Annotated in this window: 14 protein-coding genes; 4 read left to right on the plus strand and 10 right to left on the minus strand. The window is 69.6% G+C overall.

Translation table 11 applies throughout. The features are described from left to right. Nucleotides 1–504: phosphate/phosphite/phosphonate ABC transporter substrate-binding protein (locus tag FJV41_RS38195; RefSeq protein WP_141647546.1), on the plus strand; the 504-nt coding region annotated here is incomplete at its 5' end. Nucleotides 505–625: 121 nt separating this feature from the next. Next, nucleotides 626–988, plus strand: coding sequence for a GFA family protein (locus FJV41_RS38200; RefSeq protein WP_141647547.1), 363 nt, complete (start codon nucleotides 626–628; stop codon nucleotides 986–988). Between the two features lie 104 nt (nucleotides 989–1,092). Here FJV41_RS38200 and FJV41_RS38205 read toward each other — a convergent pair whose 3' ends face one another. The 6 genes from FJV41_RS38205 to FJV41_RS38230 all read right to left on the minus strand — a co-directional run bounded on the left by FJV41_RS38205 (nucleotide 1,093) and on the right by FJV41_RS38230 (nucleotide 11,457). Continuing rightward, complete coding sequence (locus tag FJV41_RS38205; RefSeq protein ID WP_246137676.1) at nucleotides 1,093–2,460, minus strand: serine/threonine protein kinase; 1,368 nt, start codon at nucleotides 2,458–2,460, stop codon at nucleotides 1,093–1,095. A gap of 106 nt (nucleotides 2,461–2,566) precedes the next feature. Beyond that, nucleotides 2,567–5,575, minus strand: a complete 3,009-nt coding sequence (locus tag FJV41_RS38210; RefSeq protein ID WP_141647548.1) for a choice-of-anchor D domain-containing protein — start codon at nucleotides 5,573–5,575, stop codon at nucleotides 2,567–2,569. 221 nt (nucleotides 5,576–5,796) lie between these two features. Beyond that, nucleotides 5,797–6,654, minus strand: coding sequence for an alpha/beta fold hydrolase (locus FJV41_RS38215; protein WP_141647549.1), 858 nt, complete (start codon nucleotides 6,652–6,654; stop codon nucleotides 5,797–5,799). A gap of 43 nt (nucleotides 6,655–6,697) precedes the next feature. Next, the gene (locus tag FJV41_RS38220; RefSeq protein WP_141647550.1) at nucleotides 6,698–6,877 is read right to left on the minus strand and encodes a hypothetical protein; all 180 of its coding nucleotides are present in this window, start codon (nucleotides 6,875–6,877) and stop codon (nucleotides 6,698–6,700) included. A 224-nt stretch (nucleotides 6,878–7,101) separates the two neighbouring features. After that, nucleotides 7,102–9,015, minus strand: a complete 1,914-nt coding sequence (locus FJV41_RS38225) for an AAA domain-containing protein (protein ID WP_141647551.1) — start codon at nucleotides 9,013–9,015, stop codon at nucleotides 7,102–7,104. A gap of 120 nt (nucleotides 9,016–9,135) precedes the next feature. Next, nucleotides 9,136–11,457, minus strand: coding sequence for a S8 family serine peptidase (locus FJV41_RS38230; RefSeq protein ID WP_141647552.1), 2,322 nt, complete (start codon nucleotides 11,455–11,457; stop codon nucleotides 9,136–9,138). A 303-nt stretch (nucleotides 11,458–11,760) separates the two neighbouring features. Between FJV41_RS38230 and FJV41_RS38235 the strand changes: the two genes are divergently transcribed. Both FJV41_RS38235 and FJV41_RS38240 read left to right on the plus strand, forming a co-directional pair. After that, complete coding sequence (locus FJV41_RS38235) at nucleotides 11,761–12,237, plus strand: ATP-binding protein (RefSeq protein ID WP_141647553.1); 477 nt, start codon at nucleotides 11,761–11,763, stop codon at nucleotides 12,235–12,237. Between the two features lie 13 nt (nucleotides 12,238–12,250). Beyond that, nucleotides 12,251–12,991 carry a tRNA(His) guanylyltransferase Thg1 family protein gene (locus tag FJV41_RS38240; RefSeq protein ID WP_246137677.1) on the plus strand — a complete coding sequence of 247 codons (741 nt, stop codon included), beginning with the start codon at nucleotides 12,251–12,253 and terminating at the stop codon, nucleotides 12,989–12,991. On the opposite strand, the gene FJV41_RS38245 is transcribed toward FJV41_RS38240, so the two are convergent. From FJV41_RS38245 to FJV41_RS38260, 4 genes are all read right to left on the minus strand, one after another. Continuing rightward, nucleotides 12,988–13,860 (minus strand): transglutaminase domain-containing protein, encoded by an 873-nt coding sequence (locus FJV41_RS38245; protein ID WP_246137678.1) that lies wholly within the window; start codon nucleotides 13,858–13,860, stop codon nucleotides 12,988–12,990. The two genes, FJV41_RS38240 and FJV41_RS38245, sit on opposite strands and share 4 nt — an antisense overlap. Before the next feature lie 22 nt (nucleotides 13,861–13,882). After that, nucleotides 13,883–14,425 carry a DUF350 domain-containing protein gene (locus FJV41_RS38250; protein WP_141647555.1) on the minus strand — a complete coding sequence of 181 codons (543 nt, stop codon included), beginning with the start codon at nucleotides 14,423–14,425 and terminating at the stop codon, nucleotides 13,883–13,885. A 62-nt stretch (nucleotides 14,426–14,487) separates the two neighbouring features. Then, entirely contained in the window at nucleotides 14,488–15,186 is a 699-nt protein-coding gene (locus FJV41_RS54735) for a C40 family peptidase (protein ID WP_217442055.1), read from the minus strand. A gap of 85 nt (nucleotides 15,187–15,271) precedes the next feature. After that, on the minus strand, nucleotides 15,272–16,622 hold a 1,351-nt coding region (locus FJV41_RS38260; RefSeq protein ID WP_246137679.1), incomplete at its 5' end, for an ArnT family glycosyltransferase.

The raw sequence follows: 16,622 nt of genomic DNA on the forward strand, positions 1-16,622 counted from the left end.
GGGCTGACGGTGGAGCGGCTCAAGGGCACCACGGCGGCGTGGGTGGACCGGGATTCGGTGGCGGGCTACCTGCTGCCCACGGCCTACCTGAAGGCGCAGGGGTTGGAGCCCGCGAGGGCCTTCTTCGCGCAGCACTTCACGGGCTCCTACCGGGGCGCGCTGGAGTCGGTGCTGGAGGGCAAGGCGGACGTGACGAGCGTCTTCTGCCCGCCGTCTTCCACGGGGCTGACGTACGGCACGGGCGTGGAGGATGTGCTGGGGGCGGGCGCGGGGCGCCGCTTCGAGCTCATCGCCTACACGGACGAGGCGCCCAATGACGGGGTGCCGGTGGCCATGGGGCTTCAGCCGCAGTTGGTGACGGCGCTGGAGTCGTCGCTCCTGGCCTTGCAGTCCTCGCCGGACGGGGTGTCGCTGTTGAAGGACATCTTCAACGCCGAGCGCTTCGAGCCCGCGCCGCGCATGGGCTACCGCGCGCTGTATCGCGTGGCGCTCGCGAGCCTGTAGCAGGCCGTGTCACGGACGGCCGCACCGCACGTGACGGTGTCGTTTCGCGGCTCGCGTTTGGCGCGGCGCGGCGCGCGATTTCGCGTGGGTGGCTCCGGGGAGGCGGTGCAGGATGCCGCGCATGAGCGACCTCAAGAGCTACGAAGGCGGCTGTCACTGTGGGCAGGTTCGGTACGAGGTGAAGCTGGACCTCTCCCAGCCCGCGGTGACGTGTAACTGTTCCATCTGTCAGAAGACGGGCTCCATGCTGAGCTTCACCCCGATTGCGCAGTTCACGCTGCGCTCCGGGGATGCAGCCCTCACGGACTACCAGTTCAACAAGAAGGTCATCCACCACGTCTTCTGCTCGAAGTGTGGCGTGCGCTCCTTCGCGCGTGGCGTGGGCCCGGACGGCTCGGAGATGGCGGCCATCAACGTGCGTTGCCTGGACGGCGTCGACCTGGGCGACGTGAAGACGATGCAGTTCGACGGCAAGAACCGCTGAGCGGGTGAGTGGAACCCTCGGGCACGGGCTTCCCGTGTCCCGGGCAAGTGGGTGTCTCAGACGGGGCCGGCGTTCAACCCGGGCCCGGACTCACCCGCACCTGGCTACGAGTCTTCGGGCTCACCCTGAGGGCCTGGGCGGGTCGGCACGCGCTTGGGCGCGGAACCCGTTCGGCCGGGAGGAGGCGAGGGCGCCTTGCCGGAGCCCGTGCCGCCCCTGGCCGGAGCAACCGGAGCCGGCGAGCCGCCACTGGTGCCCTGGCTTCGCGGAACAGGCGCGGCGGTCGTCGAGGAAACCGCCCCCGCGCGTCGAGGCCCCATGGGCGAGGTCGACGACGAGGACACGCTCCCCTGAGGCTTCGACGGCAAGGCCGGCGCGGAGGGCGATGAGCTCCCCGGCTTGCGCGGAGGCACTTGCGCCGCACGCGGCGCGGCCTTCTGCGCATGGTTGCCCGTGTCACCCGCCGCCGCTGCCGCTGCCGCGGCCTGCTGGCGTGCGGCGATGCGCGGGTCGTAGTGGATGACGGTGGGCTCGGCGGCGAGCCGCTCCTCCTCCAGCTCCTCCGAATACGTGTCCTGCATGAAGGCCGCGAGGTGCGCCGGCGTCGCGTGCAGCTTGTGCTGCACGAGGAACTCATCCAACGCGAGCTGGACCTCGCCGGCCGACGCGAAGCGCTCGTCGCGCTTGCGCGCCAGCGCCTTGAGCACAATCGCGTCCAGCTCCTTGGGGATGTCCGACGACAGCTCCGACGGGGGAACAATCTTCGTCCCCACCACCGCCTTGAGTGTGGCGATCTCCGTGTCGCGCTTGAACAGCCGCTGGTGCGTCAACAGCTCGTAGAACACCGTCCCCAGCCCGAAGATGTCGGAGCGATGGTCCAGCGGCTCGCCCCGCGCCTGCTCCGGGGACATGTACGCGTGCTTGCCCTTGATGGTGCCGACCACCGTCTGGGAGAACTTCCCGGACGCCTTCGCCACCCCGAAGTCGATGATCTTGACGCCGCCGTTGTAGCCGACGAGCACGTTCTGCGGAGACACGTCCCGGTGGATCAACGCCAGCTTGCGGCCCGACGGGCTGCGCGCGTTGTGCGCCGCATCCAACCCCGCCGCCGCGTCCGCGATGATGCGGCACTTGAGCGCCAGCGGAATCGACAGCTTGCGCTGCTGGGCCCTGAGTCCCAGGGGCCCCACCGCTTCGCCATGCACGTACTCCATGGCGATGAAGTACTGCCCGTCCACGTCACCCAAGTCGTAAATCTGGGCGATGTTCGGGTGGTTGAGGTGCGCGGCGATGCGCCCCTCGTCGAGGAACATCTCGATGAACTCGTCGTCCTCGGACAGGTGGGGCAACAGCCGCTTCACCACCAGCAGCTTCTGGAAGCCCACCGGCCCCTTCTGCCGCGCGAGATAGACGGCGCCCATCCCGCCGATGGCGATTTTCCGCAACAGCTCGTAGCGGCCGAATGTCTCCACGTCCGCGCCAGGATAGCCGTGCCGGGGCCACGTGCGGAAGCCCGCGCCGCGTCATTTCCCCGCGACGACAGCGCCCCGCATCCAGACGGATGCGGGGCGCCATACCTCAGGGAGCGGCGGGCGGTACCTTGCACACGCTGCGGTAGCGCACCTCCACCGTCTGTCCGGGCCTCGGCACCGCCGCGCCTCCGAAGACGATGGCGTTCGCATCCTCGTCATACGACCACTGGGCCTCCGGCACCGACTGGCCCTGCACGCGCACCGTCATCTCCGCGGCGCCCGCGGGCTCCGCCGTCAGCGGGAAGTCCGCCTGCAGGTCCCCCGCGCGCTGGATGACCGAGTCCAGCAGGGGCCGGTAGTCGCCCTCGCAGATGGACTCCGCCCGGCCGCCCGTGCCACGCGCCACCGCCACGAAGCGGTCCGCGTCACTGCCCGCCGTGGTGCAGCGACTGTCGGTGGGCACCAGCGCGTAGAGCTGGCTGCGGTGTGACATGCCCGTGCCCTTCAACGTCTGGAGGAACTGGATGTAGCTGTCCGGCACGAAGCCCGAGTTGTCGTCCTCGTCCGCCAGCACCACCACCGCCATTCTCGCCGCTGGCCGCGTGAAGCCCCAGTTGCCGTCGTTGGGCTGCGCGGTGCGCGGGTCGTCCGTCTGCTCGGACAGGGGCGCGGAGAGCGCCTGGCGCATCGTCTCCAGGCCCTGCACCAGGTTGTGGCACAGGCCCACGTCGATGTTGGACTGGAGCCCCGCCGCCGCGTTGGGGCTGTTGCTGGAGAGCACCCGCGCGCGGTTGCCGTCCACCGGGAACAACCGGCCCGCCTCGCCGCCGTTGGCGCCACCCCCACACTGGGGCCCGCGCTGCACGAGGCCCGTGCTGGTGACACCCACGCGCACGTCCACGTTCTGCTGCCGCGCGTAGTCCAGCCAGCCGGGAATCGCCGACTTCAGGCGCTCCTGGTACGGGTCCATGGTCGTCGTGTTGGAGACCACGAAGAGCACGTCGAGCTGGCTGTCGGTGCCCTGCGTGTAGCGGTCCACCTGGATGCCCTCGTGGTTCGTCTCGCCAATCAGCGGCACCAGGAAGGGCGCGGCTTCGTTCGCGGCGCGCAGGTACATGGGCGTGTAGTGCTGACCCAGCACGTTGCGCGCGTAGTCCACCTCCAGCTCGAAACCCTCGCCCGCCAGCAGCGTGCGCGGCTGGGTGATGGGCGTCAGCAGGGAGAACTGGGTGCTGGTGCCATTGCCGATGTCGGCGCCCGTGACGGTGATGGGCTCGCTGCACCGGTTGGCGATGTACGTCTTGCGCGGCGCCGCGGCGCAGTCGTAGCGGATGGGGCCGAAGTCCACGTAGGCGGGCGTGGCGACGAGGCAGCTCGCCTTCGACACGCCCTTGAGGGGCAGCGTCACGGTGGGCGCCGCCGGGTTGTTCACCGTCAGCTTCAGTTCGCCCGTGTACTCACCCTCGGCCGAGGGCCGGAAGGCCACCATGGCGCTGAAGGCCGTGTCGTAGAGCACGACGCCACCGGTGAGCTTGCCGCCCGGCATGAAGAAGGCGCCATTCGCGTCGTTGGAGAGGTGCACGTCCTTCACCGCGCACTCCGCGCGGCCCGGGTTGCGGAAGTAGAAGCCCAGCACCGCGCCTCGGCCCGGCACCACGTTGCCGAAGTCCATCACCGGCTGGGGCAGCAGCTCGTACACGCACGGTCCGCTGGTGCGTGCCCGACCCGTCAGGATGACCTCGCGCTCCGGGTTGAACACGTCGTCGGAGCGCACGCGCAGCCGCGCCTGGAAGCTGCCTTCCGACGTCGGCTCGAAGTAGACCTTCAGCTCCAGCGCGTCGTTGCCCGGCGCGATTTCCAGACCGCCGGATTCGAACGCGGGCCACGCGCCCGCCGTCCACGGATAGCGCTGCGTGCCGCGCGTGGGCACGTCCACGCTGAACTGGGTGCTGGCGCCATCCGCCGTCACGCCCACGAAGCGCAGCGAGCCGTTGGTGCCCGCGTTGGAGATGCGGATGACCCGCTCCACCTTGCCGCCCACCGGCAGCTCTCCGAAGTCCAGCGCCACCGGCGTCACCGCCAGGGTGGGACGGCCGCCTCGCGCATCCAGGATGACCTCCGACCGCCGAGGCTTGTCGGAGGCGTAGTGCACCTTGAGGTCGCCCACGTTGGGGCCGGAGAAGCGCGCGGCGAACTCCATCTTCAGCTCCACCACCTCGCCCGGCGCCACCGTGGAGCCCTCCGGCTTGGAGAGCGGCACGAAGGCGTGGTCGCTGGTGACGAGCTGGGCGATGGTCACTGGCCGCCAGGTGATGTTGCGCGCCCGCGTGAAGGACTGCGTGCGCTCATGCACCGGAATCAGGTCGAACGGCACCGGCGCCGGGTCGAACACGAAGGCCGTGGCCACCGAGTGGCCCTTGAGGTCCACCACCGACGCGGTACACGTCTCGCACGAGCGCACCTCCAGCCGCGCGTCCATGGCGCCCAGCGCACGCGGCAGGTACTGCGTGCTCACCTTGCGCGAGGACAGGGGCGGAATGGTGATGGTGTCCGGCGTGAAGGGGTCCGGCCAGTCGCCGCGCACCGCCAGCGTCAGCGGCAGGTCCACCGGGTTGGTGATGGTGACCTCCAGGTTGCGCTCGCTGTCCACCTCCAGCGTCTCGTAGTCGAGCACCGGCGGGTCGATGACAATCTGCGTGGGCGTGCCCAGGCCCGTGACGCGCACCTGCGCCTGCGCGCCCTGGTTGGCGTCGGTGGAGACGTACACCGTCTCTTCCGTCACGCCCTCGCCGAGCGGATGGAAGCGCACGCGCACCAGATGGGATTCGCCCGGCATCACCCGGCCGCCACCTTCCGCCAGCTCCACCTCGTAAGAGGGGTTGCCGACAATGGCCAGTGCCTCGATGGCGAAGAAGGGCACATAGCCGACATTGCGGATGCGCACCTCGCGCTCCCGCCACTCGCCCACCGGCACCTCCCCGAAGTCGAGCACGTCCATGTCCACCACCGCTGTCGCATGCACCGCGCGGGTCTCATCACCCTCGTGGCAGCCGACCAGTCCGGTGGCGACGAGCACCGCCAATGCGAGGACTCGCCCCCTCAACCCCATCCCCATTGTCCGCTCCTCACCCTTCTCCCCACACGCACCCGTCTGGGTCCGGTGCGTGATCCGCCGACTTCCCCCTCTCCAATTCGCATACCAACCCGTGGGACCTAGGGTGGTGTCCTGAATTCAAGGGGTTGAGATGCGCAGTCGCCGGCGGGGGCCGCGAAGGGAACGGAGTTACCCTGGAAGGTGAAAGAGTTTTCCAGGGGTTCTGACCGGTGCGGGCCTCTTCAGCGGATGAAGTCGGCCAGTGCGCGGGCGACTTCGGCGGGCTGCTCCATATGCACGTGATGTCCCCCCGGAATCATTTGAGGGGGCGCCACGAGGGTGCGCAGGGCCAGAACCCGGCGATCCAACTTCGGAGCGTCGGGCCACAGGCCCTCCTGGCCCCGGATGAGCTGCACCGGGCAGGTGAGCGCGGCCTGGAGCGCGAGCCACTGTGCTTCGTCGTACCCTTGCGCGAAGCGGCGACGGTGTCGTGAATCGAACGTGAAGGCCACCCCCCCTTCGTACGGCTCGGTGCCGTGCTCGGCCAGATGCAAGGCGGCGGCCTCCGGCAAGGAAGGGTTGTTCTCGCGCAGGCGAGCAGCCGCGGACGCCACATCCGGGTAGCGCTTGCGATTCGGGGGCCGGCGCGAGTCATTCAGGAAACCTCGCAGCCGCTCCACCGCGACTTCGGGCGGGCCGCCGGTGGGGCCCATGCTTTCGATGAGCGACAGGCCGAGCACCCGCTCCGGCCGCACGGCCGCGTACGTCAGCGCGATGATGCCGCCCAGCGAGTGGCCCACCAGGTGCGCCTTGCCCAGCCCCAGCCCATCCAGTGCGGCCTCCATGTCCAGGAGGTGGTCACCGGACTGGTAGTGGGCCTCGGGCGGCGCGTGCGCGCTCTGTCCCATGCCCCGGAAGTCGAGCAGTGCCAGTCGCCAATGGGCGGGCACGTGCTCGATGACGCCATCGAAGCTGTGGGAGTGGTCCAGCCAGCCGTGGAGGAACAGCACGGCGGGCGCGGTGTCGGCGCCCGGGCGCCAGCGCACGTGAAGGCGCAGACCCTGGGCGTCGACGAAGCGGGATTCGAGCGAGGTGGACACGGGCGGCTCCTCCCCGTGGCTTACCCCAGCGCGTGTCCTGTCTCTAGCGCGGCGGCGAGGGAGGCCGTGGCGGCGCCCCGGTATCGGGCTTGGACATCACCAGCGCGAGCTGCCGCGCCTGATTCTCCGTCGCACAGCGATACTCCTGGACCCTCCCGTTCTCCTTCTCGATACGGAGTACCCAGACGTCGTTTTCCTTCGTGACATTCGGCCGCTGAGACATGTGGCGGTTCCTCCCCACCCTGGGGCACAAGCACGTCTCGTGCCCGACAGCGGGTTTGGAGCCAAATGCTCGATATCCGGGCACTGCACCCCGCATGGAGAGGGTCAGGTGACAAATTTGGTTCGCCCAGGCGACAAATTTTGGATCATGACCCTGACAGTCCTTGCGTAGTACCCCAGGGCTGGGTCAGGCAAGACCTGTATCACTGAGAGGGATTGGATGTTTCAGAGGGCGTCCGGCCACTCCCAGGCGGAGCGGTAGCCCTCGGTCGTTTGAGTCCCTTCGATAAAGCGTGCGTAGAAGGGATGCGCGCTGAGGGTGGCGGAGTCGCCCACGACGAAGAGGTGTCGGCGGGCGCGGGTGAGGGCGACGTTCATCCGGCGCAAGTCGTTGAGGAAGCCGACCTGTCCCTCGCTGTTGGAGCGGGTGAGGGAGACGAGGATGGCGTCCTTCTCCCGGCCCTGGAAGGCGTCCACTGTGTCCACCTCGACGTCGGGGGCGAAGGACTCCAGGCGCTCGCGCAGGCGGTGGGCCTGGGCGCTGTAGGGGGTAATCACCGCGAGCTCCCGTTGGGACAGGCCGGCCGCGAGCAGCGCGCGGGCGCGAGCCTCCACCAGGTCCGCCTCGCCGGTGTTGAAGAGGCTGCGGGTGGTGGGCTCCACCTCTTCATCGAAGCCCTTGCCCGCGGTGTCGAGGAAGAGGACGGGCGGGGCGTCCAGTTGCGTGTCGGGAGGCAGGACGTCCGCGAGCGTGCGGTCCGCGACGGACGGGTGGGCGCGCAGCTCGCCGCCGTACATCTCGCGGGAGGGGAAGTCCATGATGCACGTGTTCATCCGGTACTGCTCGCGGAGCATGCGCTTGACGCCGTCGCCGTGGTCCGCGAGCAGCCGCTCGAAGAGGCTCACCGCGAGGCCCGCGCGGGCGGCCTCCTGGGAGAGCACGGTGGGGGGCAGCTGCTGCGGGTCTCCGGCGAGGATGACGATGGGCGCGCGCAGGAAGCCCAGGAGCGCGAGCGGCTCGGTGGCCTGGGTGGCCTCGTCGAGCAGCGCCAGGTCGAACTTCTCGCCGGAGAGCACGCTCGACTCGAGGCTCGCGAGCGTGACGCAGACGACGTCCGCGTTGGCCAGCACGGAGCGCACCGCCTTGCGCTCCAGCGCGCGGGCCTCGTCGAGCATCGCCTTGGCCTCCGTCGTGGACGAGCGCGCGTTGGAGAAGCGCTCGCGGCTGCGGCCCTGGGTGCGCTGGCGCCGCGCGTAGCCCAGCAGGGAGAACGCCTCGTCGAAGAGGTCCCTGGAGATGATGCGGTCCGGGTGCTCCTCCACGACGATGTCCAGCGTGTGTTCCTGGAGCCGGGCGGCGACGCGGGCGGGGTGGCCCACGCGAATCGCTCGCAGGCCCTGGGCCAGGCACAGGTCCAAGAGGTGGTCCACGGCGGCGTTGCTGGCGGCGGTGCACAAGAGGCGCTGGCCTCGGGCCACGGCTTGCGCGGCGACCTCCGCCAGCACGGTGGACTTGCCGGTGCCCGGCGGGCCGTGAACCAGGAAGAAGTCCTCGGCGGCGAGCGCGCGGCCCACCGCGTCCAGCTGCTCCGGGTTGAGGGGCCGGCCGGCCTCGAAGGGGCGGGGCGTGTCGCTGCGCGGGGGCTCGTTGCCCAGGAGGACCTCGCGCTTGCGGCGCTCCAGGCCCTTGTCCATCGCCCTCACGCGCTGGAGGCCGTTGCGCATCCGCTCGTAGGTGATGTCGTTGGGGACGACGTCCAGCCGCAGCAGGCCCTCGTGGACATACGGCGGAGGCGAGCGGTCGAAGGCGAGCTGGAGGCGCGTGGCGCTGGCGCGTGAGATGAGGGCCTTCGCGGGCTCGCTCACCTCGGCTCGGCGGGGGAACACGGCCACGAGGTCGCCGTTGTGGAGCCGGGAGGGCAGGCGCGCGCGGTCGGCCCGGGCCAGCGTGAGCAGGACGCGGCCACCCAGGCCGACCTCCTCCTCGACGGTCTCCAGGTCCAGGACGGACAGGCCCTGCTCCTCGCGCTCATGGAGGGACAGGCCCTCGGCGAGGGTGGCCAGGCGGGCTTTCTCGGCCTCGCGCTCGCGGGCGAGCAGTGAGCCGAGCTGGTCGAAGAAGGAGACGTCACGGGCCATGGGGCCCTGTCATGCCACCCGGGCGCGACGACGGCCAGTGTCTCGGATGGCGCCGTGTCGCGCGGTGGGCGGGCCGGTGCCCCGCGAGGGAACACCGGCCCACCCGACGTCGGGGGACGACTACGGCTGGATGAGGCCGCCGCTCACCACGAGCGCGTACAAGGCGTCGATGGCGCGCGTCGACAGGTTCGTGTCCTGGACAATCTGGTCGCCCAGCACTTCCACCGTCCACTTGCCCGCCTCGGGCTCACGGACGAAGACGTTCTCCACGGTGTCCACCGTGTTGGACACACCGCCGGGCGTGGAGACGTTGCCCGCGGACAGCCCGTTGTTGCCCCAGTAGATGACGCCCGACGGCGACGTCACGCGCACCGACAGGTCATTGATCCGTGCCTGCGCGGCGCCCACGGTGCCCGCCGGGTCCGTGTAGACGAGGGTGACGTTGAACTCCTTCTCACCCTGGGGCACGGCGACCGAATAGGTGTTGATGCCCAGGGGCAGGAGGTTGTCCGTCTCGTTGATGATGCTCGTCTGCGCGGCGCGCGTGTACAGGCGCTCCAGGTCCGCATGGCCCCAACCCTGGCGCACGCGCGTCAGGTCGCCGTTGTTGCCACCCAGGAGCCACTCGTAGCGGGACGCCAGGTTGATCATCAGCGCCTTGGCGGTGGCCATCTTCGGGCGGCTGTCGAAGACATCCGTCCCGCCACCGAAGCCGGCCCACACGCCCTCGTGCCACATCTGGAACATGAGGCCGAAGTGGCCCGCCGTCTGCGGGGTGGCCGCGCTGGTGCCGCTGAAGTTGTAGTACGACGTGTTGCTCGAGTTGTTGGCCGAGCGGACCGCGTCATAGAAGAACGAGAGGTCCGGCTTGATGCGGCCGTCGGCCGCGGGGCCGATGCTGGCGCCACCGTTCCACCGGTCATCCCCGGGGGTGGCGTTGTCGTAGTGGTAGAAGCCACCCACGGAGACGATGTTCTTCGCCCACGCCTGGGGCCGCGAGTTGCGCGTGCCGGAGTTGCTCTGCGACTGCGTGCTCAGGATGGGGTGCTTGAACAGGTAGTCGTCCACCTCGGCGGAGATGGTGGTGTACGCGGTGCCCAGCGTGCTGCCCACGCTCGACGTCTGGAACACGGCGCGGTACGGGCCCGCCGGGTCCGTCAGCTCGCGGTTGATGTCGTAGCGGGACTTGGGGCCGCCGAACTGACTGGACTGGCTGTAGAGGAAGAAGATGCCCTGGCCGTCGGGCAACAGGCCACGCGCGTTGAGGTCCACGCCCCTGGCGAAGTTGATGCTGTAGCAGCTTGTCCCGTGCGCGCTGCCGGCGCTGGACGTGCTGTGGATGAGGGGGGGAGTGGCCCACTCCTGGTGGGTCGTGCGCAGCTCGGTGTCGAAGATTTCCCCGCGCACGCCCTGGCCCGTCCAGGCCTCGTACTTCTCGATGTGGTTGGCGCCGCCCACCTCGCGCACGTTGTTCATGTCCACTTCACCCGGCCCACCCCAGCGGTCGATGTATTGCACCGCATTGGAGCGCACCAGCCGCTCGAGCTGGGGTTGGGTGAGCGTGGCCTCCAGGCGCAGGCCTCCCGCCTCGATGAGCTCCACCGTGCCGCCCAGCTTGCGCACCGCTTCCGCGACTTCTCCCTGCCGCATCGCGCCGCGCTCACCCACCATGATGGAGTAGCGCTGCGGCTCCAGTCGCGCCGCGCGCCCCGTCAGGGCATCGCGCAGCACGCCTTCCACGCGGTACTCGGGATGGTACGGCCCCACCCAGCGCACGAAGGGCAGCTCCGTCACGCGCTTGCGGGTGTCCGCGCTCATCTCCACCAGGAACGTGTGGTCCGTGAGGAAGCGCAGCACCTTGCCGCCCTCTCGCTCCAGGGCCTCACGCAGCTCCGGCAATGGCGTCGCCTGGAGCTGCACGAGCGACAGCATGTTCTCCGCGTCCGCGGCCAGCAGGCCCGCCACCAGCGGCACCGCCTCGCGCAGCGGGTCGAAGCGCGCATGCTCCAGGCGGACCTGGTACGTGGTGGGCTGCGCGCGGCCCACCAGCTCCGTGCCGCCCCGACTGTAGGCGAAGAAGTCCTGGCGCTGTCCGTCCGCGCCTTCCTCCTCCCAGACGTGCAACTGCAACTGCGTCTTGGGGACCGCGAGCGTCCTCAGCGCATGGATGGTGTTGTCCGTGCGGTGGAAGACGCGGCCTGTCCCCGTGACGAGCGCGTGACGTCCGCTCACCGAGGCCGCGAGGCCCGTGGCGGGCCGCGCCGCGCTCGCGGCCAGCGTGTCGACGATGCGCGCGGGAAGCGCCGCGCCGCGCTCGACTCCCGCGCGTGACGGCTGCTTCGACGCCGCGAGCACCGGCAGCGGTGCGAGGAGGCCCCAGCCCAGGGCCATGACAGAGAGCCGACGCCAGCGTCCCGCATACGACGAGAAGGGGGTTTCCATTCGGTGTCTCCTGTTCGGGTTGCGCTTCGTGCTGCTCCCGCCGCCTGCTGCTCCAGTCCGAGCGGCGGATTACGACAGCTCTTGAATTTGTGTAATTCGAGACTTAATTGTTAATCCGGATAATCGCGCCGAATCAACACAATCGGGGTGGCGGGCGTGTGGGCTGTGCAAAGCCACACAGCGCGCGGAGCGTCGGGTAGACGTGCGCGCTAGAGGTGCCGTGCTCTCTGAGGTCGCCCTCACCGGAGCGCTCGTGCCGAGCGTCAGCCGAGGCTCGGGCGTCGCGTCGGGAGGGGCTCCATCATGGAACTCATCCTCTTCATCGGGTTACAGGCCTCCGGCAAGAGCCGCTTCTTCCAGCGCCGCTTCGCGGACACGCACGTGCTGGTGAGCAAGGACCTGTGGCCGCATGCGCGGCGCAAGGAGGCCCGGCAGCGCGGGCTCATCGTCGAGGCGCTGAGCGCGGGGCGCTCCGTCGTGGTGGACAATACGCACCCCACGTTGGAGCAGCGCGCGCCGCTCATCGCCCTGGGGCACGAGCAGGGTGCGCGAGTTCTCGGTTTCTATTTCGAGTCGCGGCTCGCGGACTGCCTGGCACGGAACGCGAAGCGAGAGGGCCGTGCCAGGGTGCCGGAGGTGGCGCTGTACGCCACGGTGAAGTGCCTGCGGCGGCCAAGCATCGAGGAAGGTTTCGATTCGCTGTCCCACGTGAAGTGGGCCGCCGACGGCGGCTTCATCGTCGAGGACTGGAAGGAGGAGCGAGATGTGGGACCCGGATGAGTTGGCCCAGAGGATGCGACGAGGCGAGATGTTCCACGACTTGCGCCTCCTGCCTGGAGCGTGGGCGGTGGTGCGCGTGGATGGGCGTGGTTTCTCCCGCTTCACGCAGGAGCGCTTCGAGAAGCCCTTCGACCCGCTCTTCCACCGGCTGATGGTCCGCACGGCCAGCGCGTTGCTGGAGGAGTTCCAGGGCGCGTACGCGTACACGCAGAGCGACGAAATCTCCGTGCTCTTCCGGCCGGACTGGTCGCTGTACGACCGCGAGGTGGAGAAGCTGGTGTCGCTGTCCGCGGGCCTCGCGAGTGCCACCTTCACGCACGCGCTGGGCGTTCCGGCCGTGTTCGACGGGCGCGTGTGGCTGGGCGCGGATGAGCGCTCGGTGCTGGACTACTTCGCGTGGCGCCAGGCGGACGGCACGCGGTGCTCGCTGCACGGCTGGTGTTACTGGACGCTGCGCAAGGAGGGGCTGAGCGCGGCGCAGGCCACGCGCGAGCTGGACGGGCGTCCGGTGTCCTTCAAGCACGAGCTGCTCTTCCAGCGGGGCATCAACTTCAACGAGCTGGCGCTCTGGCAGCGCCGGGGCTCGGCCATCCGCTGGGAGCACTACACGAAGGAAGGCGTGGACCCTCGCGATGGCTCACGCCACCTGACGACGCGCCGCCGGCTCGGGGTGGACTCGGAGCTTCCGATGAAGGAGGCGTACGAGCGGTATCTGCGCGAGGTGCTCGCCGCGTCCGCCGTAGAGGCGCGCTAGCCGGAGGTGCTGGACTCCAGCGCCATCACCCGCCACAGCCGGGGCTTGTCGTACTTGGGCGGAATCATGCCCACCGGCCAGCCCTCGGCCGTGACTTCCGCGTACTGGTAGGTGCGCCCACCGTGACGCATGCGGGTGCCCGTGCCCGGCAGGCCCACGCCCACCGCCGCGTGGGCCAGCGGGTCCGAGTAGAGAATCACCGCGTCGATGCCCACCTGCCGCAGCAGCATCACCGCGAGCACTGCCTTGGAGTCGCAGTCGCCCTTGTTGCGCGCGGGCACCAGCGCGGGGGGGATGATGCCGAAGGGCTCGTCCAGGGGCAGCTCGTACTGGATGCGCTGCACGAAGTTGAGGATGAGCTGCGCGGCCTGCGCGGAGTCCAGGTTCCGCTCGCGCACGGACGCAACGAAGCGCTCGCCCAGCGCCTTCACCGGCCCCTCGTTGCTGCGGATCAGCTCCTCGTAGATGCACCGCATGTCGGCCGAGCAGCCGCGCGGAGGCTGATACGTGAAGCGCTCACCGCCGAGGGAGCGGTAGCGAAGCCTGCGCCCGAAGACCTTGTGCTGGTCCTCCAGCCACGCGTCCAGCGTGTCGCCCAGGCCGTACGTCAGCCGGTTCCCCGGGGGATGGATGCTCTCCGCGTTCCAGTCATACGTGCGCGCGCGCGACAGCGACGTGTCGGCGGGAATCAGCACGGTGCCCAGCTCCACCGCGCCCTCGCCCACGGGCGGGACAGGCACGTTCGAGCGCACGTTCATGTCCGCCAATTGGCCCATCATCCCCAGGCCACAGCAGCACAGGCAGCTCCCCACGCCGAGCAGGGCGAGGAGCAGCTTGAAGGCCATCTTCATGCCGGAGCTGGTGGACATGGGCTCGACGAACGCCCTCCCGCTATCCGGGAGCGACCATCGTCCCCTCGGGAAGCTGGGGGAAGGGGATGAGCCCGTTGAGGGCCGCCTGGAGCCCTGGCGCCGTCAGCAGCGCGAGGACGAGGAGGATGGCGGAGAGGATGAGCGCGGCGGCGATGTTGCCCTTGCGCACCTCCGCCAGCTCATCGATGCCGGGTGTCATCCTGTCAAACAGGAGGATGCCCAGCGCGAGCACCGCGACGCCGACTCCCAGCGACAGGCCCACGTGCAACGCGGCCACCGCGAGCAGCTTGCCCGCCATCATCGGATGGAAGGGCTGGGTGCGCACGGTGAGGTCCACCGCGTCCGAGGTGGCCTGCACCGCGTGTTGCACGAGCATGCCCAGCGACACGAGGCTGGTGGCGTGGACGATGCCGGCGGCGGTGTTGCCCTGGCGCAGCTCCTCCACCGGATTGGTGCCGAGGATGCGGCTCAGGCCGCGCAGCGCGAGCCAGATGCCCAGCGCGGCGACGAGGCCGCCCAGTACGACTTTGACGAGACCGACGAGGAAGAGGGCGAGGTCCATGCGGAGCACTTCCGGCGCCATGGGAGCGCCGGTGGCCGCACTCTACACCCGTCGTCCCCGGCTCACCCGTACTTGAGGCCGGGGATGAGCGCGCCGGACGTCCAGCCTCGGCCATTGGCGTTGAAGATGCCCACGCCGTACGCGGAGCCTCGCGCTTCAATAGTGCGCCCGTCGCCCAGGCTGATGGCCACGTGGCCGGGCCGGTACAGCAGCGCGCCGCGCGTGCGCAGGGCCTCGTCGACGGAGATGGTGGTGCCCTTCTGCTTGAAGTACGGCACCTGGTTCATCGTGCCGTCGGGGACGGAGACGCCCGCCTGGTGCGCGGCCCACTGCACCAGCTCCGAGCAGTCGAACTTGGACGGGTTGGGGTCGTTCAGGTTTGTCTCCGCGCCGAAGACATACCGGTCTCCCTTCTGCGCGAGCGCCTTCTGGACGAACGCCTCCGCGGTGCCCTTCGTCCCTGGCTGCGGCTTGGGTGGAGGCTTCACGCCCCCCGCGTTCAGCGCGCCCCAGGTCTTCGGGCCGACGATTCCGTCCTGCTTCAGGCCCTTCGCCTTCTGGAAGGAAAGCACCGCGGCGCGCGTCTTCGGCCCGAAGTCCCCGTCGATGGGGCCCGGGTTGAAGCCCGCGGCGGCCAGCTTCTTCTGAAGCGTTGTCACCGTCGCGCCCTTGGAGCCCTGACGCACGGTGGGAGGCGTGGCTGCCGCGGCGGTGGTGGCGGTGGCGACTCGGCGCGAACCCGCACTGGACACAGTCGACATGAGGGGGACCCCGCTTAATGAGTAAAGACGGTTTCCCTGGTTATCGATGACTGCGATTGGAAGTTGTCATGCCCTCCGGGGAGGGTCAGGGCTTCTTGCCCCGCACCCACCACACCCGAAAGAAATGCAGACGGCGGCCCTGGAAAGTTCCAACCAGCTCGGCTGGGTCTTCCATTGACTCGTAATGACTGGTCAACGCGGGCGGCGGGAGGGGCCCATCCTCTTCCACCCAGAGCACATCTTTTCCCGGAGGGACGAGAGGTTCGGGCCACACGTCGTACTGGCTGAAGCGCACCAGGCCCGCGGTCCCCACGGGGATGCCCGAGTAGTGGGCAATCATTGACGCGAGCTGGTAGTTGCCGGCGTACACGGCGACGACGTCGCCTGGCTTCATTTCGGGGAAGAGCTTCTCGGGTGCGGACAGCGCGCGCAGCACCTCCCAGCCGTGCGTGCGCCACAGGGCCGTATCGCGCTTGAAGCGCAGCATGGGGAAGAACAGGTGCAGCGTCACGGCGAGCACCACCGCGAGGCCGGAGAACGCCGCCGCGAGCTGCCAGGGGCGCCGCATGCCCGCGACGCCCACGCACACGGAGAGGTAGGCCATGGTCGTCCAGTTGACCTCGCCTCGCGCGCGCGACGCCGCGTAGCCGAAGAACAACAGGGGCACCAGGGCCGCCATGCGCAGCAGGAACTGCTCGCGAGGCCCTCGCAGCGCGTACACCAGCGCGAGCGGGAAGATGACGGGACCGCCGAAGGCGAACTGGCCTCCGAGGAACTCGCCCAGCGTCTTCCACCCGCCCTGTCCCTCCAGGCCATGTCGGAGCTGGAAGGCGATGCCCACCCAGTCGTGCCGTGCGTTCCACAGCAACACCGGCACGAGGAACAGCGCGGCCAGCGCGCCGGTGCCCCAGGCGCCTCGGGGCAGGCGTCGGTGCTTCAGCGCGGTGACGAGGAAGGCCACGCCCAGCAGCACCGCGGGGAACTTGGCCAGCACCGCGAGGCCCGAGGCGAGCCCCGCCCAGAGCCAGCGCTCGCGCCACAGCGCCCACAGCGCGAGCGTCCAGAGCAGCAGCAGGGCGGTGTCCGGTGTGGCCCAGACGCCGGCCACCATGCCTCCGGGCACCACGCTCCACAGGGCCGCCGCGCGCCAGGCGGCTTCACGGCTCTGGTACACGTCCCGGGCCAGTCCCCACACGGCGACCACGGTGCCGGTGCCGCAGAGGAACGCGGTGCCGTGGATGCCGAGCGCGGCGATGAGCCAGGCGATGAGCGGCGGATGGTCGTAGTAGCCCCAGTCGAGCCGCTGGGCCCATTGCCAGTAGTAGGCGGTGTCGAAGTAGACGTCGGTGCCGAGCGCCAACACGACTCTCACCGCGAGGGCGACGCCCAGCAGGGTGAGACACGTCTTGAGGCCGAGGCCGACGGGGGTGGGCGGG

It is taken from the genome of Myxococcus llanfairpwllgwyngyllgogerychwyrndrobwllllantysiliogogogochensis (genome assembly GCF_006636215.1).
GTDB lineage: Bacteria > Myxococcota > Myxococcia > Myxococcales > Myxococcaceae > Myxococcus > Myxococcus llanfairpwllgwyngyllgogerychwyrndrobwllllantysiliogogogochensis.